Origin of the sequence: [Erwinia] mediterraneensis, assembly GCF_900604315.1 — a bacterium.
Classification (GTDB): Bacteria; Pseudomonadota; Gammaproteobacteria; order Enterobacterales; family Enterobacteriaceae; genus Pantoea; species Pantoea mediterraneensis_A.
In genome coordinates this window covers 1,570,070-1,589,920 of record NZ_LR026978.1, presented here as the reverse complement: position 1 = coordinate 1,589,920, position 19,851 = coordinate 1,570,070, and the positions used below count along the sequence as shown (strand labels likewise).

Annotated in this window: 19 protein-coding genes; 11 read left to right on the top strand and 8 right to left on the bottom strand. The window is 57.1% G+C overall.

Features of this window, described 5'->3' with window-relative positions; translation table 11 throughout:
* Window positions 1-277: 277 nt before the first annotated feature.
* The 4 genes from E0E17_RS07470 to E0E17_RS07455 all read left to right on the top strand — a co-directional run bounded on the left by E0E17_RS07470 (window position 278) and on the right by E0E17_RS07455 (window position 5,019).
* Window positions 278-1,231, top strand: coding sequence for a sugar kinase (locus E0E17_RS07470; RefSeq protein ID WP_130833007.1), 954 nt, complete (start codon window positions 278-280; stop codon window positions 1,229-1,231).
* A gap of 100 nt (window positions 1,232-1,331) precedes the next feature.
* A complete protein-coding gene (locus E0E17_RS07465) occupies window positions 1,332-2,618 on the top strand; it encodes an MFS transporter (protein WP_130833005.1) in 1,287 nt (428 codons plus the stop codon).
* A 73-nt stretch (window positions 2,619-2,691) separates the two neighbouring features.
* Window positions 2,692-3,666, top strand: a complete 975-nt coding sequence (ghrB, locus tag E0E17_RS07460; RefSeq protein ID WP_130833003.1) for a glyoxylate/hydroxypyruvate reductase GhrB — start codon at window positions 2,692-2,694, stop codon at window positions 3,664-3,666.
* 105 nt (window positions 3,667-3,771) lie between these two features.
* Window positions 3,772-5,019 (top strand): valine--pyruvate transaminase, encoded by a 1,248-nt coding sequence (locus tag E0E17_RS07455; RefSeq protein ID WP_130833001.1) that lies wholly within the window; start codon window positions 3,772-3,774, stop codon window positions 5,017-5,019.
* A 37-nt stretch (window positions 5,020-5,056) separates the two neighbouring features.
* Here E0E17_RS07455 and E0E17_RS07450 read toward each other — a convergent pair whose 3' ends face one another.
* Entirely contained in the window at window positions 5,057-6,514 is a 1,458-nt protein-coding gene (locus E0E17_RS07450; RefSeq protein WP_130832999.1) for an aminotransferase-like domain-containing protein, read from the bottom strand.
* 239 nt (window positions 6,515-6,753) lie between these two features.
* Between E0E17_RS07450 and E0E17_RS07445 the strand changes: the two genes are divergently transcribed.
* Genes E0E17_RS07445 through E0E17_RS07420 form a run of 6 tightly spaced genes read left to right on the top strand, consistent with a single transcriptional unit; the run spans window position 6,754 to window position 12,435 of the window.
* Window positions 6,754-8,220 carry a hypothetical protein gene (locus tag E0E17_RS07445; protein WP_130832997.1) on the top strand — a complete coding sequence of 489 codons (1,467 nt, stop codon included), beginning with the start codon at window positions 6,754-6,756 and terminating at the stop codon, window positions 8,218-8,220.
* Between the two features lie 17 nt (window positions 8,221-8,237).
* Complete coding sequence (locus E0E17_RS07440) at window positions 8,238-9,470, top strand: ATP-grasp domain-containing protein (RefSeq protein WP_130832993.1); 1,233 nt, start codon at window positions 8,238-8,240, stop codon at window positions 9,468-9,470.
* On the top strand, window positions 9,458-10,165 hold the full coding sequence (locus E0E17_RS07435) for a class II glutamine amidotransferase domain-containing protein (protein WP_130832990.1): 708 nt from the start codon (window positions 9,458-9,460) through the stop codon (window positions 10,163-10,165). The genes E0E17_RS07440 and E0E17_RS07435 overlap by 13 nt, the downstream gene beginning before the upstream one ends.
* Window positions 10,166-10,170: 5 nt before the next feature.
* On the top strand, window positions 10,171-10,971 hold the full coding sequence (locus E0E17_RS07430) for a 2OG-Fe(II)-dependent halogenase WelO5 family protein (RefSeq protein WP_130832988.1): 801 nt from the start codon (window positions 10,171-10,173) through the stop codon (window positions 10,969-10,971).
* 29 nt (window positions 10,972-11,000) lie between these two features.
* Window positions 11,001-11,501 carry a YbaK/EbsC family protein gene (locus E0E17_RS07425; protein ID WP_130832986.1) on the top strand — a complete coding sequence of 167 codons (501 nt, stop codon included), beginning with the start codon at window positions 11,001-11,003 and terminating at the stop codon, window positions 11,499-11,501.
* A gap of 22 nt (window positions 11,502-11,523) precedes the next feature.
* Window positions 11,524-12,435 carry an EamA family transporter gene (locus E0E17_RS07420; protein ID WP_130832984.1) on the top strand — a complete coding sequence of 304 codons (912 nt, stop codon included), beginning with the start codon at window positions 11,524-11,526 and terminating at the stop codon, window positions 12,433-12,435.
* A 69-nt stretch (window positions 12,436-12,504) separates the two neighbouring features.
* Here E0E17_RS07420 and ibpA read toward each other — a convergent pair whose 3' ends face one another.
* Window positions 12,505-12,921, bottom strand: coding sequence for a small heat shock chaperone IbpA (ibpA, locus tag E0E17_RS07415; RefSeq protein WP_130832981.1), 417 nt, complete (start codon window positions 12,919-12,921; stop codon window positions 12,505-12,507).
* Window positions 12,922-13,206: 285 nt separating this feature from the next.
* Here ibpA and E0E17_RS07410 point away from each other — a divergent pair, with 285 nt between their 5' ends.
* Complete coding sequence (locus tag E0E17_RS07410) at window positions 13,207-13,572, top strand: YceK/YidQ family lipoprotein (RefSeq protein WP_130835486.1); 366 nt, start codon at window positions 13,207-13,209, stop codon at window positions 13,570-13,572.
* Here the strand turns inward: E0E17_RS07410 and E0E17_RS07405 are convergent.
* The 6 genes from E0E17_RS07405 to E0E17_RS07380 all read right to left on the bottom strand — a co-directional run bounded on the left by E0E17_RS07405 (window position 13,553) and on the right by E0E17_RS07380 (window position 19,773).
* Window positions 13,553-14,806: a YidR family protein gene (locus E0E17_RS07405; protein ID WP_130832979.1), complete on the bottom strand. Its 1,254-nt coding sequence runs from the start codon at window positions 14,804-14,806 to the stop codon at window positions 13,553-13,555. The genes E0E17_RS07410 and E0E17_RS07405 overlap by 20 nt on opposite strands.
* Window positions 14,807-14,931: 125 nt before the next feature.
* Window positions 14,932-16,224 carry an MFS transporter gene (locus tag E0E17_RS07400; protein ID WP_130832977.1) on the bottom strand — a complete coding sequence of 431 codons (1,293 nt, stop codon included), beginning with the start codon at window positions 16,222-16,224 and terminating at the stop codon, window positions 14,932-14,934.
* A 229-nt stretch (window positions 16,225-16,453) separates the two neighbouring features.
* Complete coding sequence (gene dgoD, locus E0E17_RS07395; protein WP_130832975.1) at window positions 16,454-17,602, bottom strand: galactonate dehydratase; 1,149 nt, start codon at window positions 17,600-17,602, stop codon at window positions 16,454-16,456.
* Window positions 17,599-18,216 carry a 2-dehydro-3-deoxy-6-phosphogalactonate aldolase gene (locus tag E0E17_RS07390; protein WP_130832973.1) on the bottom strand — a complete coding sequence of 206 codons (618 nt, stop codon included), beginning with the start codon at window positions 18,214-18,216 and terminating at the stop codon, window positions 17,599-17,601. The genes dgoD and E0E17_RS07390 overlap by 4 nt, the downstream gene beginning before the upstream one ends.
* On the bottom strand, window positions 18,200-19,078 hold the full coding sequence (locus E0E17_RS07385; RefSeq protein ID WP_130832970.1) for a 2-dehydro-3-deoxygalactonokinase: 879 nt from the start codon (window positions 19,076-19,078) through the stop codon (window positions 18,200-18,202). Before E0E17_RS07385 ends, E0E17_RS07390 begins: the two co-directional genes overlap by 17 nt.
* Window positions 19,075-19,773, bottom strand: a complete 699-nt coding sequence (locus tag E0E17_RS07380) for a FadR/GntR family transcriptional regulator (protein WP_130832967.1) — start codon at window positions 19,771-19,773, stop codon at window positions 19,075-19,077. Before E0E17_RS07380 ends, E0E17_RS07385 begins: the two co-directional genes overlap by 4 nt.
* Window positions 19,774-19,851 lie beyond the last annotated feature (78 nt).

Sequence of the window (19,851 nt, the reverse complement as noted above, 5' to 3'; positions counted from 1 at the left end):
TGATTTTGTTATCACCCGGAGGGCCGCCCGCTGCGACCACCCCGCGAGACGTCGTCGGCGGCGTAAGATGTGAAAAAGAGAAAGGAGGCCCGCCGCCCCCCCCGGTGCCGTTTTCGGGGAAACACCCCAAAAGGCCGCGGAGGCCGGCGGGCCCACCCCCCACAACCCCCCGCCGGCCCCTGGGCCGCGCGGTATCAAATCCCCGCGGGAGGGTGAGGTTTTGGTGGGGGTTCCCCGCCACTATGTTGACCTGCTGCGCAATTGTTGAGGAAAGATCATGACGACTCATGAAAACGGCACCCTGGATGTGGTGACTATCGGCGAAGCGATGGCGATGTTTGTCGCCAGCGAAACCGGCGATCTGGCATCCGCACAAGCCTTTGTGAAGCGGATTGCCGGTGCCGAGTTGAACGTAGCCATTGGTCTGGCGCGTCTTGGCTTGAAAACGGGCTGGGTCAGCCGCGTCGGCAATGACTCTTTTGGCCGCTATGCCTGCCAGCAGTTAGAAAAAGAGGGCGTTGACCATCGTCAGGTCACAGCGGACAGCCGTTATCCGACCGGTTTTCAGTTGAAATCCAGAGTGGATGATGGCTCCGATCCGGTGGTGGAATATTTTCGTAAAGGCTCTGCAGCCAGTCATCTCTCCGTGGAAGATTTCAATCGTGACTACTTTGGTGCCGCGCGGCACCTGCATCTGAGCGGTGTGGCGGCAGCCCTGTCCGACAGCTCGCTGGCGTTGCTGAAGTATACGGCAAAAGAGATGCGCGCCATGGGCAAAACCATCTCGTTTGACCCTAACCTGCGTCCGGTGCTATGGCGCAGCGAAGAGGAGATGCGTACCCAGCTTAACGAACTGGCGGCCTGGGCCGACTGGGTGCTGCCCGGCGAAAAAGAGGGCGAGATCCTGACCGGCTACCGTCAGCCGGAAGCCATTGCCGATTTTTATCTCGATAAAGGGGTAAAAGCGGTGGTAATCAAAACCGGTTGTGAAGGTGCCTGGTACAAAACCGCCTCGGGCGAAAAAGGCCAGGTGGAAGCGATTCGGGTGGATAACGTGGTCGATACCGTCGGCGCGGGTGATGGCTTTGCTGTCGGCGTGATCAGCGCGTTACTGGAAGGGAAAAGCCTGCCGCAGGCGATCCGTCGCGGCAATAAAATCGGTTCTCTGGCCATTCAGGTGATCGGCGACAGCGAAGGTTTACCCACGCGCGCTCAGCTTGGCGATTATTGATCGCCATCATCATCTGCATGCCAGTTCGGCAATAAGACCTGAGGCGCAGCCGTTCCCTGGAAATCAGCGTGCGCCCACTACCTCAACAGAGGATACAACCATGAAAACGCAGACAATCGCCCCGAAACGCTGGTGGTATATTATGCCCATCGTGTTTATTACCTACAGTCTGGCGTATCTGGACCGGGCGAACTTCAGTTTCGCCTCAGCTGCCGGTATCAATGATGATTTAAATATCACCAGGGGGATGTCGTCGCTGCTGGGTGCCCTGTTCTTCCTCGGCTACTTCTTTTTCCAGATCCCTGGCGCTATCTATGCTGAACGCCGCAGCGTGAAGAAGCTGATTTTCTGGTGCCTGATTTTATGGGGCGCCTGTGCCTCACTGACCGGGATGGTAAGTAATATTCCGATGCTGGCGGCGATCCGTTTTGCCCTGGGCGTGGTGGAAGCGGCAGTGATGCCCGCCATGTTGATTTACATCAGTAACTGGTTTACCAAATCGGAACGTTCACGCGCCAATACTTTCCTGATCCTGGGTAACCCGGTGACGGTGCTCTGGATGTCGGTGGTGTCCGGCTATCTGATTGAGTCCTTTGGCTGGCGTGAAATGTTCATCATTGAAGGTTTCCCGGCCATTCTCTGGGCGGTCGCCTGGTGGTTTATGGTGCAGGATAAACCGGAACAGTCGCGCTGGATGAGCGATCAGGAAAAAGCCGCGCTGCAGGCCCAGTTGCTGAAAGAGCAGGAGAATATCAAGGCGGTACGCAATTACGGCGAAGCTTTTAAAAACCGTAACGTCATTATCCTCTGCATGCAGTATTTCGCCTGGAGCATCGGCGTGTACGGTTTTGTACTGTGGCTGCCTTCTATTCTGCGTGAGGCCAATACCGCCATGGGCATGGTGGAAGCGGGCTGGCTCTCTTCCGTGCCTTACCTGGCTGCAACCATTGCGATGCTTGTCGTCTCCTGGGCTTCCGATAAAACCCAGAACCGTAAACTGTTCGTCTGGCCGCTGCTGCTGATTGGCGCGCTGGCGTTCCTCGGCTCTTATATGGTGGGATCCAATAACTTCTGGCTCTCTTATACCCTGCTGGTGATTGCCGGTGCTGCGATGTACGCGCCTTACGGTCCCTTCTTCGCCATCATTCCGGAGATGCTGCCGCGCAACGTATCGGGTGGTGCCATGGCGCTGATTAACAGTATGGGCGCGCTGGGCTCTTTCATCGGCTCCTGGATCGTCGGCTATCTGAATGGCGCTACCGGCAGCCCGGCCGCCTCCTATATCTTTATGGGCTCCGCGCTGCTGATTTCGGTCTGGCTGACACTGATTGTGAAACCGGCTGCCAATACCAAACAGCCGCCGGTACCTGATGCCCGCCATGCCTGAAAACGGCTGAAATAGCGTAACGCTTCCCGGGGGACTCTGTGTCCCCCGCCACGCATTCGACAGGGAACTTTTTATGAAGCCTTCTGTAATTCTCTATAAAAAATTAGCGGATGACCTGCGTGCCCGCCTTGATGAGCACTTCACCGTCACAGAGATCGACGGACTGACGCCAGAGAATCTGGACGTCTATGCGGATGCGTTCCGTACGGCGGAAGGGTTGATCGGCTCCAGCCAGAAAGTGGATGCCGATCTGCTGGCGAAAATGCCGAAGCTGCGCGCCTGCTCGACCATCTCGGTCGGTTACGACCAGTTTGATGTGGATGCGTTAAACCAGCGCGGTATTGTGTTGATGCATACCCCTACAGTGCTTACCGAAACTGTCGCCGATACCATGATGGCACTGGTGCTCGCCAGCGCGCGTCGGGTAACGGAGCTGGATGCCTGGGTTAAAGCGGGCCAGTGGAAAAAGAGCATCGGACCGCAGCAGTTTGGCGTGGATGTACATCATAAAACCATTGGTATACTTGGGATGGGCCGAATCGGGATGGCGCTGGCGCAGCGCGCGCATTTTGGTTTTGGCATGAAAGTGCTCTATAACGCCCGCAAGGCGCATCAGGAAGCTGAAGAACGCTTCTCTGCCCGCGGCTGCGATCTGGAGACCTTGCTGAAAGAGAGCGATTTCGTCTGCATCAGCCTGCCGTTGACCGAACAGACGCACCATATGATAGGCGCAGACCAGCTGAAGCTGATGAAGCCGGACGCCATTCTGATCAATGCGGGTCGTGGCCCGGTGGTCGATGAGTCGGCACTGATCGCCGCCCTGAAAGCCGGTACCCTCCACGCCGCAGGACTGGACGTGTTTGAGCAGGAGCCGGTCGCAGCGGATTCAGAACTGCTGAAGCTGCCCAATGTGGTGACCCTGCCCCATATTGGCTCGGCCACGCATGAAACCCGTTACGGCATGATGCAGGATGCGGTAGAAAATCTGATTGCCGCGCTGGAGGGCAATGTCAGGAAAAACTGCGTAAATCCGCAGGTTGTGAAGTAAAGCGTCCAGCCGTTCTTTATCACCTTTTCCCTGTAACCATTGCGCCCGGGTCAGCCGGGCGCTATGGTGGATCCCCACTCAGTCATTACACATCATTTACACCTTATGAGCTTTTCCCAGTTCGGCGATAAATTCACCCGCCATACCGGCATTTCACGTCTGATGGAAGATATGGGCGCAGGCCTGCGTACGCCAGGCACCATCATGCTGGGCGGTGGTAACCCGGCGCAGATCCCGGCGATGAGCGACTATTTTCATCAGCTGCTGCAAGAGATGCACAGCGCGGGCAAACTGACCGACGCGCTCTGCAATTATGATGGTCCACGCGGCAAAGCGACCCTGCTGGAAGCGCTGGCGACGCAGTTGCGTAACTCGCTGGGCTGGTCCATTTCGGCGCGCAATATTGCCCTCACCAACGGCAGCCAGAGCGCTTTTTTCTATCTGTTTAACCTGTTTGCTGGCCGCTGCGCCGACGGCAGCAAAAAGCGCGTGCTTTTTCCTCTCGCGCCGGAATATCTGGGTTATGCCGACGCCGGGCTTGATGAGTCCCTGTTTGTCTCCGCCAAACCGCATATTGAACTGCTGCCGGAAGGACAATTTAAATATCACGTCGATTTTGAGCGGCTGCCGCTGAGCAAGGAGATCGGGCTGATCTGCGTCTCACGGCCCACCAACCCCACCGGCAACGTGATTACCGATGAAGAGCTGGTACAGCTGGATGCGCTGGCGCAGCAGCATCAGGTGCCGCTGCTGATCGATAACGCTTACGGGGTGCCTTTCCCCGGCATTATCTTCAGCGAGGCGCGTCCGCTGTGGAATCCCAATATTATTCTGTGCATGAGCCTGTCGAAACTCGGCCTGCCGGGATCACGCTGCGGCATTATCATTGCGGATGAAAAAACCATCAGCGCCATCAGTAACATGAACGGGATTATCAGCCTGGCGCCCGGCAGTATTGGCCCGGCCATCGCCTGTGAAATGATTCAGCGTGGCGACCTGCTGCGCCTGTCGGAAGAAGTGATCAAACCGTTCTATCATCAGAAAGTGCTTGAAACTATTGCGCTGATTCGCCGCTATTTGTCGGAAGATCGCTGCCTGATCCACAAGCCGGAAGGCGCGATTTTTCTCTGGCTCTGGTTCCGCGATCTGCCGATCACCACCGAAGCCCTGTATCAGCGGCTGAAGGCGCGTGGCGTGCTGATGGTGCCCGGTCACTTTTTCTTCCCCGGACTGGAACAGCCCTGGCCCCATATGCACCAGTGTATGCGCATGAACTATGTGCCTGATGCTGAGCAGATTGAGCGCGCGGTGCAAATTCTCGCCGAAGAGATCGAGAACGCCTGGCAAGCCTGAGCCTGAGCCTGTCCGTCTCCTGCTGACGGGCGGGCTTTTACGCTGATGCCACTCCGCTTACGGAGAGCTGACACCACTGCGCCAGCTGCCTGATGGCCTGTTCCACCTCGTCGTTCCAGCCAAAGCCGGCGTTCAGCCGGAAACAGCGATCGTAGCGGTGATCAGTGGCAAAAATATGGCCGGGCGCAATACCAATGCCGGCATTGCGCGCTTTCAGAAACAGGGCGCGTACATTAAGCGCCCCGTCCGGCATCTCTACCCACAAGACATAGCCCCCTTCCGGATCGGACACCCGCGTACCGGACGGAAAATAGCGTAGCACCGCCTGACGCATCTGCTGGATCTGGCGCGCCAGTTCGCGCCGCAGCTTACGTAAATGCGCATCATAACCGCCGTTGCGCAGCAGTTCAGCAATGGCGGCCTGCGACAGTACCGAGGTGCCCATGGTGGAAGTGTATTTCAGCGACGCAATTTTGCGCATGTAGTTAACGCTGTGCACCCAGCCGATCCGAATCCCTGGCGCAACGGTTTTGGAGAAGCCGCTGCATAAAATCGCATTCGGGCTGAAGGCGCGCATGGGAAAAGGACGCCGTTCGCCAAACGCCGTATCGCCAAAGATATCGTCCTCCACAATCACCACATCGTGTTCGTCGGCCTGACGGGCAATATAGGCTTTCTGCTCATTGGGAATGCATTTCCCCAGCGGGTTATTGATATTGCTGATGGTCAGAAACGCCTGCACCGCGTGACGCCGGAACAGGCCGGTGAGCTTTTCCACGTTCACATAGCCTTCCGGCCCGGCCTCTATCTCAATCACTCGCAGATTAAGGTTACGCAGCATCTGCAGCAGGACGAAATAACAGGGGGATTCTACCGCGACCACATCACCGGGTTTCAGTGTAGCGCGCAGCGACAGGGAAATCGCCTCAATGCAGCCATTGGTGATCAGGATATCGTCGGCGTTGATATTACAGCCATACTCCACCGCCCGACGGGCAATCTCCGCCTTCAGCGGCGCATAACCGGTACCTTTCACCGTATTGCCCAGCAGTGCCGGTTTGCTGTAGCCCATCTGGCGCATCAGCAGGCCCAGCTTGCGTACCGGATAGAGCGAACTGTCGCCATTAGCCAGATCAAGCCGCACGCGACAGTCGGATCCCACCATCGCCAGATGCAGCTCGGTTTGCTCATCCAGCGGCGCCACCGTACGCGCCTGTTGCTCAACCTGCGGCACTGTGCGGGACGCTCCTCTCTGGCGCGACACCACAAAAAATCCCGACTTTGGGCGCGCCACGGCATAACGTTCATCTTCAAGGGTGCGCAAGGTTTTTAACGCCGTCGTCAGGCTGACGCTGTATTGCGTCGCCAGCGTTCGTACCGAGGGTAAACGACTCTCGGGCGGCAGTGAGCCTGCGTCAATGGCGCGCTTGATCTGTTCTGCTATCTGGCGGTAACGACTATAATGACTCTCCTGATCTTCCCTTTCCCCGATCATCTGTTACACCCCATATCGTACTGATCTGTGCGTATTCAACAGAGTACATTCAAAGTAGTTTAAGCTGCATCTCTTAATTATTAACCCACCGCGGCGCGCTTTGCCGATGCGCTTAACAGCAGGTCAGCATTATCAGCATCGGGTTATTCATCCCCCTGACACTTATATGGCGTATTTACATTGGAATCAGAGCGTTAATTTCGTTTTTACGATTTTACTGGCCAAAGGAAAAGTGAAAAATGGATAATCTTTCCCTCATGATGCGCGAAATAGCAGGCTACCTTTCTCCTGCAATTATCGATTCTGCTAAACATTGTTCCCGTCGCCTGCTGGCCGCCTTGCCGCATCCCGATCAGCTTGAGCGTAACCGCGTATTGCTCGCTTACGGCGGCGGCAAAGACAGCAGCTATATGGTCGCTTACGTTCGCTATATTCAGGGATTATTGTGGCAACAGTATGGCAATACCTTTCGCCTGCGTATCAGTACCAATCGTCATGCGGCGATGAATCACAGCGTGATGGAGAATATCGATCGCGTTTATCAGGCGCTGCGTATCCATAAAGATGAATGTGTCGAGTGCCTGGTCACTGACGGCCTGCTTATCCGCCCTTTTACACGCGATTTGCCGCTGCCTGACGCCGTGCGTCAGCAGAACCGCAGCGATGTGCTGATGAATGGGCACCGCTTTCGCGCTGACGCCCGCTCCACCTTTTGTAACGCCTGCAACCTGAGCATGGCGAACTCCTTTGGCCTGGCGGCAGACTACGCAGGTGGCGTCGATATGATCATCACCGGCGATTCGCCGCAGGAACAAACCGCCTATCTCGCCTGGGCGCGCCATCTTGCCCGCCTGTTTGACGCGGCGCCCGCCGCTAAGCCCCGCGGCTTCAGCGGGTTCCTGCAAACGCTGGATGGCGTGGCGCAGCGCTATTTTGCAGAAATCTACGGAGCCGATCAGGTGACAGCGGCGCATCGCATCATGCATCAGCTGGCGCGGGATCCGCTGTTCTTCAACATCTATCAGGACACCGCCTATGAAGCGGGCGCGCACTGGGCGTTGCTCACCGACTTTATGCATTTCCGCTTTGATGATCTGATGTTCAGTTTTTCTGAGTCAGACTGCGGTAATCCTACCCTGATGGCGCATATTCGCGGACTGCGTGCCGAAACGCTGCTGCAACGCAGCTACGCCGAAGGCATTCGTGAATATGTACGCTTTGCGCTGGGATTAATGGTGCAGAAAGATTTTCCCCGGCCACTGATAGATGCAATGGCCGCCCGTTACCAGGATGACGAGGCTGTTAGCCGCCAGCGACAACGCGCCGCTGACTTTGCGCAACAGGCGTTCGGCCTGACTGAACAGCAGCTGATTTGCATGATCTATTCGCCTTTTGTCGAACAGGGCAAACAGCTGGCGCTGTGGCTGACGCAGCAACAGCTGGCGCTGGATGAACAGGCGATTCGCGCGCTGCTGAGCGGCGACGGCGAAAATGCGCGCCTGGCGCAACAGCTTGCTGCCCTTTCCGGCCTGACGCTGACGCAGATGCGTCACTGCTGGCGCAGCAAGCAGGTCAGTTCGCTGCTGGAGGGGAAAAGCCAGGATCCGCTGTCGCGCATACTGCGCTTCGATCCGCATAAAGCGGTGATTCAGGTTAACAATGGTTACCTGCGCGATACCGTGACAGAAGTGATCTCCGGACGTTGATCCGGTAAGGCGAGCCAGTGAGAAAGATTTTTCTGCAGATTGGCGCCTCGCGTGATGGCCAGAACCCTTACAGCGCGGTGGCAAAACGTGAAGGGTATTTTACCGTACTGGCGGAAACAGCGGATGTCGTCGACCACCTGTCGCTGCCGTTCGATTTGATTCTGCGCCTCGATCGCCCGGAACAACCCTGGGAAGTGATGCAGGCTTATCTGGCTGCCGGTCTGCTGGAGCCTCCCCGGGTAGTGGTGGCGGGTTTTGATGCCTGTAACGCCAGCGCAGGCCGGGTGCGGGCCATGCTGGCGAGTCCGACGGCCGGGCACGACTTCGTTCCGCTGGACAAGTATGCACAGCGTATGGCGTTGAAAAAAGCGTGCGCACGTTTTCCGCAGCCCGAGTTTCGCTTCTTTGCCTCGCCGCTCAGCATTCTTGCTGCACGCGACGCGCTGCTTTATCCCTGTGTCATCAAGCCGGTCGATGGCGGCGGCGGGCGGGGGATCTGGTTGCTTCAACGCGCCAGTCAGCTCGATCAGGTGATCGCCAGGCTGATGGAAACCGTAAACGATGGCGGACGACGCTTTTCCGGCTTTATCGTCGAGTGCTGGCTGCCGGGCGATGAATATTCGCTGCAGGGCATCGTGCATAATGGCCGGGCGCTGGCGTTGACCTGCTGTCAGAAAGTGATTGAGCAGCACAGCGACGGCGATGGCGGCATCAGCTTTTATGAGGCGGGACATGTGGCGGTTGCCGCCCATGCCCTGCCCGCCCCCTTTGCCAGCCTGATGGCGTTTTGCTGTGAAACTTTCGCCTACCATCAGGGCGCGTTTCATATTGATTTTATTGTGGTGGATGGCGTACCCCATTTTCTTGAGATGGGTTTCCGCCTTTCCGGCATGGGGGTAGTGAATCTGGTTCAGGAGGCTACCGGGATCAACTGGGCAGAGCTGGCCTTTTCTGTTGAGGCCGGACTGCGTTTGCCACCGCTGCGTTTTACTCACGAGATGCGCGCCGTGGGTCAGTTGCGTCTGCGACAGCCTGCGCAACTGTTACGGGCACAACGCTGGATCGAACAACATCAGTGCGGCAGTCTGCTGCCGCGCTCTGCCCCGAACAACGATCTGACGCGCCATGCCGCTATGCTTTCCACTTTTCACCTGACTGCCGCGGCGCGTGATGACGTGCTGGCGGTATTTCAGCAGATTATCCAGGCACACCCTGTCATCCGGCGGAGGAACCTGTTATGTGCAGAATGATTCTGGCGCACGGCCGTTTTGAGGTTGCCGCCGTGATGGACGCCGCGCGCGCCATGAGCTGCGGGGAAACTGCTTGTCATGATGGGCCGATCCGGGAGCATCCCAACGGCTGGGGCTGCCTGTGGCGCGATAAGGGGCGTATCCGTACGCTGCATGGCACTGGTACTTTTGCCGCAGCCCTGCCGGATATCGACCTGACGGCCATTCACACCGATTTTCTGTCGGTGCATGTACGCCATGCCACCCTGAGTAAAAACCAGGGAATTGAATTTTCCCATCCGCTACGGCGCGCCAGCGGCGCCACCGAGTGGCACATGATGCATAACGGCTTTCTGCCGACCCTTTATGTACAACTCGGCCTGGCGGAATCGCGTTTCGATTCAGAGGAGTATCTGGCTTATCTGGTGGATCGCATCACACCCGCAGATTTCACCCGCGACTATCTGCGCAGCAAAATGGCGCAGGTGGCGCCGGGAGGCAGTGCAGGCAATGCCATTATCGTGACGCCTGAAAAAGCCTGGGCCTGGCAATGGTATCCCGATGACACCCCTTATCCCGACTATTTCACCATGCAGCTCTGCCAGCAACACGGCAGCACTTTTATAGCGTCTGAACAGATTCCAGCACTGGGCGAAGCGTCAACATGGCGCCGAATGCGTAATCATGAACTTCATGAGATTCCTTTTGGGGAGTGAATACTGTGGCTATTTTCAATCAGATACGCGTTATCAATCCGGAGATGTTTGTAGAAAAAACCTGGCTGGACGACATCGTCACGGCACGCGTGCCGCTGCTGGTGTTGCGACATTTCCTTGATCCGGACGTGCGCACTGCGGTGGTGACGGATCTGCAGCATTGTCGTGAAAAGATTCGCGTCTCTCACTACCCCAACGGGGCGCTGACCACGCTGGGACCCTATCTGGCGAAGCATACCGCTGCGCCGGAAAACTATTTTACCGAACTGCGGGATATTCAGCCTGCGCTGCCTCACTCCCTGAATGCGCTGCGTGATCAGGTCTATCGCTGGGTGAAACATGTGCTGAAGCTGGAGAGCCTGCAAACCGCCAGCGAGCCGCGCCTGGGGGATTATGCCGGTTCTGTGGTGCGCTTTCATGCCGATGGCGTGGCCAACCCCCTGCATAATGACAATATTGTGCGTGATGCCGCTGGCACGGGCCTGGTGGTAAGTGAGATTTTGCATCAGCTGGGTTGCGTGGTCTGCCTGCAGGAGTGCAACGCCGGCGGCGCGCTGCGCATTTACAACAAAAAGTGGACTCCGGAGGATGAACGCTTCAAGACTCCGGGTGAACTGGGCTACCAGCGGGCGGTCATCACCGGTAGCGAAACCTGCGAGTTTTCACCGCGCAGCGGTGATATCTACCTGTTTAATCCCGCTTTTTATCACGAGATTGATCGGGTAGAGGGTGATACACGCATTACGATGGGCTTTTTCTTTGGCCTGACCGATAAAAAAATGAAGCACGCCATCGCCTGGAGCTGAGGCTGGTGCCGTGACGGAGGGACTGGGGTATGACAACATTTGAAAAAGTGATCGGACTACTGGATCGCCAGCAGGCGGATTATCGGCTGGTAGCGCATGAGGCTGTCGGACAAACCGAGACTATCAGCGCCATCCGCGGCAATGCGCTGCAACAGGCGGCAAAAGCTATGGTGCTTGAGGTTACGATGCCTGCGGATGCTGACGTACGCTACCTGCTGGCGGTCGTACCCGGCGACTGCAAAATTAACTTCAAGGCGGCTGCACGGGCTATCGGCGGCAAGAAATCGCGCTTTGCGCCGCCCAACATGGCCGCCGCCTTAACCCGGTGCGAAATGGGAGCGGTGCCGCCGTTCAGTTTTGATGATCGGTTAGCGCTCTGTGTGGATAGCCGCCTGCGTGAGGTGGGCACCCTCTGGTTCAATGCCGGCGTGCTGGATAAATCTGTCGCGCTGGCGGCGAACGACTATTTTCGTATCACTGGTAACTGCTGTACTGAGATTGCAACGCCGGTGACCACCGCGACTGCCTGAGCGAGGCAGAAAGGATGAGGTTATGTCAGTAAAAGATATGCTGTTAGCGCTGTGCGTTGTGGTGGCCTGGGGGGTGAATTTCGTGGTCATCAAGCTGGGCTTACAGGGCATGCCGCCCTTTTTGCTGGCTGGCCTGCGTTTCACCCTGGTCTTTTTTCCGGCGGTTTTCTTTGTCCAACGGCCGTCCATCCCGCTGCGCTGGTTGCTGGTTTATGGCATCACCATCAGCTTTGGTCAGTTCGCCTTTCTTTTTCTGGCGATTAAGCTTGGCATGCCCGCCGGGCTGGCGTCGCTGGTACTGCAAGCGCAGGCGTTTTTTACCATTCTGCTTGGCGCGCTGCTGCTGGGAGAGAAACTGAGCTGGAACCATATCGCCGGCGCGCTGGTGGCCAGCGTGGGGATGTTTATGCTGGCCAGCGCCGGTATGCAAGGGCAGGCGACAGCGGGCATTACGCTGACCACAATGCTGCTTACGCTGGCCGCCGCCTTGTCGTGGGGACTGGGCAATATCACCAACAAAGTCATTATGCGCAACCATCCGGTCCCGGTAATGTCACTGGTGGTCTGGAGCGCGCTGGTACCGGTCATTCCCTTTTTCGCCTGCTCCTGGTGGTTTGAAGGTAAAGCGGCGATCGCCAGCAGCCTGATGCATATTTCACTGCAGACGATACTGGCGCTGATCTATCTGGCCCTGGTCGCTACTGTTATCGGCTACGCCATCTGGGGCCGCCTGATCAGTCGTTATGAAACCTGGCGTATTGCGCCGCTGTCGCTGCTGGTGCCGGTAGTGGGTATTTTCAGTGCGGCGCTGTTGCTGGGCGAGCGTTTGTCAGTGCAGCAGGCTGTGGGCGCGGCGATAGTTATTCTGGGGCTGCTGGTGAATCTGTTTGGCGGCAGGCTGACACAACGCTTGCGGCTACGCCTGCAACACTAAGCCTCGCTGCCGGAGGCAAAAAAAACACCGCTTTGCAGCGGCGTTTTTTGTTAGCTTTCGACAGGCGAATTAGCTCAGAATTTCAATCCGGCGCGGTTTCATCTCTTCGGGGAGAATACGCTCCAGATCGATGCTCAGCAGACCATTTTCTAAACGTGCATCACGCACCACGATATGGTCGGCCAGCTGGAATTTGCGCTCAAAATTGCGCTCGGCAATCCCCTGATAGAGATATTTACGCTCCGTTTGTTCTTCCGGATGCGCGCCACGCACAATCAGCATGTTGTCGTGTGAAGTGATTTCCAGTTCACTCTGCGCAAAACCGGCCACCGCAATGGTGATGCGATAGTGGTTTTCATCTACCAGCTCAACATTGTACGGAGGATAACCGCCGTTTGACTGGTTCTGATTCGCTTCAAGCAGGTTGAACAGACGATCAAAACCGATGGCAGAACGATAAAGCGGAGAGAGATCAAAATTACGCATAAAAAGACTCCTGATAGTCAGCAAGTTTTGGCAACCTTCCACCATGGACAGGTTGTCCGGCCTGTTCGTGTCCCTGTCGGCGACAGCGTTTCTGACCGTGCTTTTAAAATGGGTACAGAGTCAGTTTTTTCAAGCGTTCAAAGACAAATTTTTTCAGCAAATAAGGTGAAATGTCATAGACTCAGGGTTAAATTGACCGGGTAATGACGGAATCACCACAGCATGTGGGTGATGTCAGGCGATCATATTAGCCAGACGATCGCCACGACTGAAGGGATGATGAAAATGAAGATGATGAAACGTTTTCCGCTGGCAGGGATGTTAATCGGCTGCGCTTTTGCCGCCACAGGTTGCTCCAGCGTCATGTCTCATACCGGTGCCAGTCAGGGTTACTACTCCGGCACGCGCGCCAGCGCCGATATGCTGGTGGATGACAATACCAGCTGGGCGTTGAAGCCGCTGGCGTTGATCGACCTGCCCTTCTCAGCGCTGATGGATACTCTGCTGTTGCCCTGGGATTACCTGCGGTCCGATGATGATAAAACCCTCGACTCTCCACGCGAACGCGTCCGGCAAAGCGAAAAGCTGGCGCGCACGCAAGATCACCTCTCGCATGCCGCGCCAATGCCGGTCAGACGGCCGTCACCGTAAACAGCTGACGCCAGCCGTCCACCTCACGCATAAAGGCGATCTGCTGTCCATCCGGCGACCAGACCACCGCATCTCCACTGGGGGGCAGATCGCTGCGGGCCGTCAGGCGCCTGCATTGCCCGCTGGCGACATCGCAGCGCATCACGCTGTTATCGCAGATAAAGGCAATCGCCTCGCCTGCCGGCTGCCAGCTGAAAGCAGACTGAATGCTGCTGCTCAGCTGCGTCACCTGACGTGCAGGTCCACCGTTCGGCGAGACCGTCCACAGCTGCACCACGCCATTATCGTCTGCCAGTAAAAAAGCGATGGCACTGCCGTCTGGCGAGGCGCGTAACCAGTGACGCGGCTGCAGCGCCAGGCCCCGGGTATACGTAATACGTCGTTGCTGCACGCCTGCGGGCGGCGCGGGTAGCTTATCGGGCGTCCCCTGTAACGGCGATGTCCCTGGTCTGGCGTAATCGGCCAGCGTTTCCGGTAAGTCCACCACAAACACTTCCGGCACTTTGTCACCGTTGGCAGCACGCGTATCGCCAATAAAGGCGATCGCCCAGCGCTGCCAGCGGCCATCGGGCTTCTGATAGCCACGATCGCCAATCCAGCACTCTTCGTAAGCGCGGTCGATCTGATCGCTGCCCGGCAGCGGATCGCGCTGCGTCTGGCTGACCAGCACGCAATAGTGGCTGCCATCATATTCCCGCGGATGCTGCTTCGGCGGACAGACCGGATGCAGCGGCAGCGCGACACCCACATTACGCAGATCTTCAGCCGTATCTTTCTCATGCATCACATGATCGTTGTAGGTAAAGCTCAGACGTGAGCCGTCCGGGCTGAATACATGAACGTGTGAGCCGCCACGCAGTGCTCCGGGCGTAAAGGGCGGCGTGATATCACAGGCGTCGAGATTTTCTGCGCGGCCATCCTGAATGATCACGCCGCGCCGGTGGTGAAAATCGTAATGCCAGCGGGCATCGGGATGTTCCGGACCGTGGATGCAGACATAGCGCGGTGGCAGGTCCGGACTGACGGTAACGACGCCAACATGCGCACCGTCACACGCCTGATACAGCACTTCCAGCGCGCCGCTCGCCACATGGACACGCTCAATCGTAAGGCCGGTAAACGCAGCGCCGGAGGGACGCACATCAAACGCCAGCCACTGGCTGTCTGCAGTCCAGACATTGATGTTGGTCAGCTGATGATGACGCGGGGCAAAGGTGAGTTGTTTTTCTGACATGAGGCAACCTTACATCTGACAGTTGCCGAACAAACTACGCGATTCTGCGGCACGACGCAGCACTTTTGCTGCGTGTGGGATGCCGGGCCGCACGGGCCCGGCAGGGGTTACAGCGCTTGCAGCAGTTAGCCAACGCGTTTCACATTGCCCACCAGCAGGATGTAGGAGAGCGCACCAATCAGCGCCACCACGGAGATATAGACCAGTGCCGGGGCAAACCCGTAGTCCTGCGCCAGATAGCCGACAACCAGCGGTACGGTGATACCACCCAGCCCGCCGACAAAGTTGAACACGCCGCCGGTCAGACCAATCAGGCGCACCGGTGCCAGTGACGATACCAGAGACCAGGTAATCGAGGCGAAGCCGTTGCCGAAGAACGCCAGCGCCATGAGGGCCATAATCCATACCGGATCATTGGTGTAATTCGCGCCCATGATGCAGGTGGAGATCAGCAGACCACAAATGATCGGCGTTTTACGCGCAAAGCCGAGCGAACGACCGCTGCGCACCAGGCGATCGGCCACGATACCGGAGAGGATCACGCCGACAAAGGCAGCGAGGAACGGCACGGTGGTCATAAAGCCGGCGGTGAGTGCCGCGATCTGTTTTTCCTGGGTCAGATAGTTCGGGAACCAGGTCAGGAAGAACCACAGCGTGGACGTAACGGCAAACTGCCCGAGATAGACGCCGCACAGTTTGCGGTGAAACACCAGTTTCCAGTCGGCAGCGGTAAGAGGAGTACGCGTTTTTTTCGCTGCCGGCGCGTCGCCATCGACCATCGCCCCGCCTTCACGGATGTAATTCAGCTCTGCCTGGTTGATGCTTTTGCTCTGGCTCGGCGCCTGATAGACTTTGATCCACACCAGCGACCAGATGATGCCGATACCGCCGGTCACGATAAACACCCAGTGCCAGCTCAGCAGTTCCTGAATCCAGATCAGCAGCGGTGTGAGGAAGGCCAGTCCCACGAACTGTCCGGAGGTATAAAAACCGACGGCAGAAGCGCGCTCCTGCTCCGGGAACCAGCTGGTGACCAGGCGGTTATTGGTTGGAAACGCCGGGGCTTCAAAAATGCCGGTAATCGCACGCAGACCAATCAATGACAATAAGCCGGTGGCGAAACCCTGAAATAATGTCGCTACGGACCAGCCGAGAATCGCAATAAAATAGGTCAGGCGGGAACCGACGCGGTCGAGAAACCAGCCGCCCGGGATTTGGCACAGCGTATATAACCAGGCAAAGGCAGAAAAGACATAACCCATTTGCGCTTTGGTAATGCCAAATTCTTCCTGAATATGCGCTGAAGCCACGGCTAAATTCGCACGGTCTACGTAGCAAATAACCACCGTAATAAAAATCATCAGTAACGTAATATAACGCCGGCGCGTCGGTTTGGTATTAACAGCAGAGAGATCCATGGTGTTTCTCCGTAATCTTGCAGGCAGGTTATCTGCCTGGCAGGGCATCGTTTTCGAGAGTAAAACCGCCGCAGCGGTGAAGCGGGTCCGCAGCCAACCGGCAAAGAGATATCCCCGCCTGACGTTGCTGTGTTCCGGTAATGCGGTGAAAAAGGGGTGAGCGTCGCCCTGCGCCCTTTTCACCGGCACATTTTTATCTTTGATTTACACTATTTTTAGCGGGGCTTACTTACCATTCAGCGACAGAACCGTCCGGATAGCGCCATAATGGGTTACGCCAGTCAGGTGCGTTTTTGCTGCGCTCAATAACCAGCTCTTCGTTAATTTCCACGCCCAGGCCTGGTTTATTCAGAGGATAGAAATGGCCGTCGTCCATTTTGAAGTCCTCTTTATTAATCACATAATCGAGCAGCTCTGCGCCCTGGTTATAGTGAATTCCCATGCTCTGCTCCTGGAATACCGCATTGCGCGACACGAAGTCCACATGCAGACAGGCGGCCAGCGCAATCGGGCCAAGTGGACAGTGCGGGGCCAGCGCCACGTCAAAGGATTCCGCCATTGCCGCAATTTTGTAACATTCGGTGATGCCGCCTGCATGCGACAGATCCGGCTGCAGAATCGCCAGGCCGCCCGCTTCCAGCACGCGTTTGAATTCGAAACGCGAGAACATACGTTCACCCGCCGCGATAGGAATATGGGTTTGCGCCGCCAGACGAGGATAGTATTCCGCCTGTTCAGCCAGTACTGGTTCTTCAATAAACAGCGGTCGATAAGGTTCCAGCTCTTTAATCAGCACTTTCGCCATTGGCGCACTGACGCGGCCGTGGAAATCGAGACCAAATTCAATTTCGCTGCCAAAGGCTTCACGAATCTGCGCCACAGTATTGACCGCCGCATCCACCTTACGCGAGTTATCGATAACACCCATCTCTTCACAACCGTTCAGCTTAAAAGTGTCAAAACCGATAGTGCGCAATTTTGCGATGCCATCAATCACTTCCGCCGGACGATCGCCGCCCACCCAGCTGTACGCCTTGATGCTGTCGCGTACCAGGCCGCCGAGCAGCTGATATACTGGTACGCCAAGCGCTTTACCTTTGATATCCCATAATGCCTGATCGATACCGGCGATGGCGCTCATCAGAATCGGGCCGCCGCGATAGAAGCCGCCGCGGTACATTACCTGCCACAAGTCGTTAATGCGCGCCGGATCCTGGCCAATCAGGTATTCCGACAGCTCATGCACGGCCGCTTCGACGCTGCGCGCGCGCCCTTCAATTACCGGCTCGCCCCAGCCAACGATGCCTTCATCGGTTTCAATTTTCAGGAACATCCAGCGCGGCGGCAGGCGATAAGTGGTCAGTTTGGTAATTTTCATCGTACAGCATCCTTATAAGCAGCAATAAATGCGCGGGCCTTTTCTACCGTGCGCGACAGCGGCTGGCCAGCGCGATAGAGATCGCTGCCCAGACCGGCGCCAGTGCAGCCTGCGGCCATAAATTCATGGAGGTTTTCCGGCGTAACGCCACCTACGGCAAACACCGGCACCTCAGGCGGCAGCACAGCTTTCAGCGCTTTGATGTAGCCCGGGCCAAAGGCCGAGGAGGGGAAGATTTTTAGCGCCTGCGCACCGGCCTGTAAGGCGGTGAAAGCTTCGCTGGCGGTGGCGCACCCGGCGGCGACAATCATACCTCTGGCGACCGCCTGACGAATAACGGCGGCATCGGTATTTGGCGTCACCACCAGTTGGCTGTTGAGCGCGGCCAGTTCATCCACCTGCGCCGGGCTCAGTACCGTACCAGCGCCAATCAGCGCTTTATCGCCAAAGGTTTTGACCATCGCGCCGATGCTTTTCGCCCACTCCGGTGAGTTCAACGGAATTTCAATCGCATCAAAACCGGCGTCGATTAAGGCGCCTACGTGCGCTTCCGCTTCATCCGGCGTAATACCGCGCAGGATGGCAATCAGCGGAACTTTAGTTTGCCAGGACATTCGCAATACTCCTCATTCCCTGCTGGAAGGCACGATCGCCCTCCAGCGTGACTGAATCCACGTCAATAAAGGTCAGCGCCTGTTGATAACGCTGCGCCAGTGCGCTGCCTGCAATAAGGGTGATCGGCTGGCGGCTGCTCATCATCTGCTGCGCCATCAGCGTCACTTCATGGCCGATCAATAATCCTGACAGGAAATCACTGATATGGCGCGGATCGCGTGCGCCCAGCACATGCGCGGCGCGCACTTCAAATAAACGCGCCAGAATCGACGCATCGTTGCTGCCCACCTGCACGCCATCCAGAAACGCGCTGCTGCTCGATTCCTGTTCCGGCAACCCCGCACCAATCAGCGACTGCTTCAGCAGCAAATGATGCAGCTCGCCGGTCATTACGGTACGGAAGTCCAGCACGCGATCCTGTGCCATCTGTACCCATTTAGCGTGCGTGCCCGGCATGACATACAACGACGCGGGCTGTAAGCTCAGCGCACCCAGCAATTGCGTCTCTTCACCGCGCATGACGTTGTAGTTCCCGTCACGTTCAACGCACAATCCCGGCACGATCCACGCTTTATCTTCTACGCGCGTCAGACGGCTGCTGATATCGCCCAGCGCGACCGGACAGGATAAATAGGGCACCGACTGCCAGCCAGCGTTGCTGCCCACCATGCCAGCCATTACTACCGGGACATCATTAACCGGCCAGCCTGCGGTAACGCTGGCAAACACCTGCGCAGGCGTGCGGCCTTCAAGGCGCGTGACGCCCGCTTCCGAACGACGTTCATCCACACATTCTTCCTGCTGATAATGCCAGGCGCGCAGGTTGGTGGAGCCCCAGTCAATTGCGATATAGCTGGTCACATAAACTCCTTGAGTCGTGCCGTTGAACTGGCGATCATCGCTTTTGCCGCCTGCTCCGCCGCATCGCCATCCTGATGCCGGATCGCATCAAACAGCGCTTTATGTTCGGCCAGAGTACGCGGCATGTTGCCTTCGTCCGCCATATAGGTCTGTGCGAACACCGCTTTCTGCAGCTGGCTGATCGCCACGTTAAGCTGTTGCAGCACCGGATTGTGTACCGAGGACATCACCGCTTCGTGATAGCGGATGTCCGCTTCGTTAAAGGCCTCACGATCGAGGTGATTGGCCACCATATCGTTATAAGCCTGCTCAATCGCTGCCAGATCGCTGGAGTTAGCCCGCTCTGCCGACCAGCGCGCAATCTGCGGCTCCACCAGCACACGCACTTCATTCATCGCCGCAATCAGACGCGGATCGTGATCGTGCGCCAGCGCCCACTGCAGTACGTCGCTGTCCAGGTAGTTCCACTGGTTGCGCAGCGTCACAAAAGCGCCGCGATAGCGCTTCATCTCCACCAGACGCTTGGCCATCAGCGAACGAAAGACTTCGCGGATAATATTGCGCGACGTGCCAAAGCGTTCGCATAGCTCGGCCTCGGCCGGTAGTGGCGCGCCCGGTACATACCTACCGGCGACAATCTCTTCACCCAGCGTCAGGATGATGCGCTCTGTTTTGCTTAATTGTTCGTGCGTCATGATTTTCCGTTCCGTGAAAACATTGAGCCATCAGCTTACTGATTTCATGTCGCGAAGCCTAACGACTGCCTCCGTTGC

Coding starts and splice junctions, on each gene's coding strand:
- E0E17_RS07470 (WP_130833007.1), top strand. CDS start 278: ATGACGACTCATGAAAACGGCACCCTGGATGTGGTGACTATCGGCGAA.
- E0E17_RS07465 (WP_130833005.1), top strand. CDS start 1,332: ATGAAAACGCAGACAATCGCCCCGAAACGCTGGTGGTATATTATGCCC.
- ghrB (WP_130833003.1), top strand. CDS start 2,692: ATGAAGCCTTCTGTAATTCTCTATAAAAAATTAGCGGATGACCTGCGT.
- E0E17_RS07455 (WP_130833001.1), top strand. CDS start 3,772: ATGAGCTTTTCCCAGTTCGGCGATAAATTCACCCGCCATACCGGCATT.
- E0E17_RS07450 (WP_130832999.1), bottom strand. CDS start 6,514: ATGATCGGGGAAAGGGAAGATCAGGAGAGTCATTATAGTCGTTACCGC.
- E0E17_RS07445 (WP_130832997.1), top strand. CDS start 6,754: ATGGATAATCTTTCCCTCATGATGCGCGAAATAGCAGGCTACCTTTCT.
- E0E17_RS07435 (WP_130832990.1), top strand. CDS start 9,458: ATGTGCAGAATGATTCTGGCGCACGGCCGTTTTGAGGTTGCCGCCGTG.
- E0E17_RS07425 (WP_130832986.1), top strand. CDS start 11,001: ATGACAACATTTGAAAAAGTGATCGGACTACTGGATCGCCAGCAGGCG.
- E0E17_RS07420 (WP_130832984.1), top strand. CDS start 11,524: ATGTCAGTAAAAGATATGCTGTTAGCGCTGTGCGTTGTGGTGGCCTGG.
- ibpA (WP_130832981.1), bottom strand. CDS start 12,921: ATGCGTAATTTTGATCTCTCTCCGCTTTATCGTTCTGCCATCGGTTTT.
- E0E17_RS07410 (WP_130835486.1), top strand. CDS start 13,207: ATGAAGATGATGAAACGTTTTCCGCTGGCAGGGATGTTAATCGGCTGC.
- E0E17_RS07405 (WP_130832979.1), bottom strand. CDS start 14,806: ATGTCAGAAAAACAACTCACCTTTGCCCCGCGTCATCATCAGCTGACC.
- E0E17_RS07400 (WP_130832977.1), bottom strand. CDS start 16,224: ATGGATCTCTCTGCTGTTAATACCAAACCGACGCGCCGGCGTTATATT.
- dgoD (WP_130832975.1), bottom strand. CDS start 17,602: ATGAAAATTACCAAACTGACCACTTATCGCCTGCCGCCGCGCTGGATG.
- E0E17_RS07390 (WP_130832973.1), bottom strand. CDS start 18,216: ATGTCCTGGCAAACTAAAGTTCCGCTGATTGCCATCCTGCGCGGTATT.
- E0E17_RS07380 (WP_130832967.1), bottom strand. CDS start 19,773: ATGACGCACGAACAATTAAGCAAAACAGAGCGCATCATCCTGACGCTG.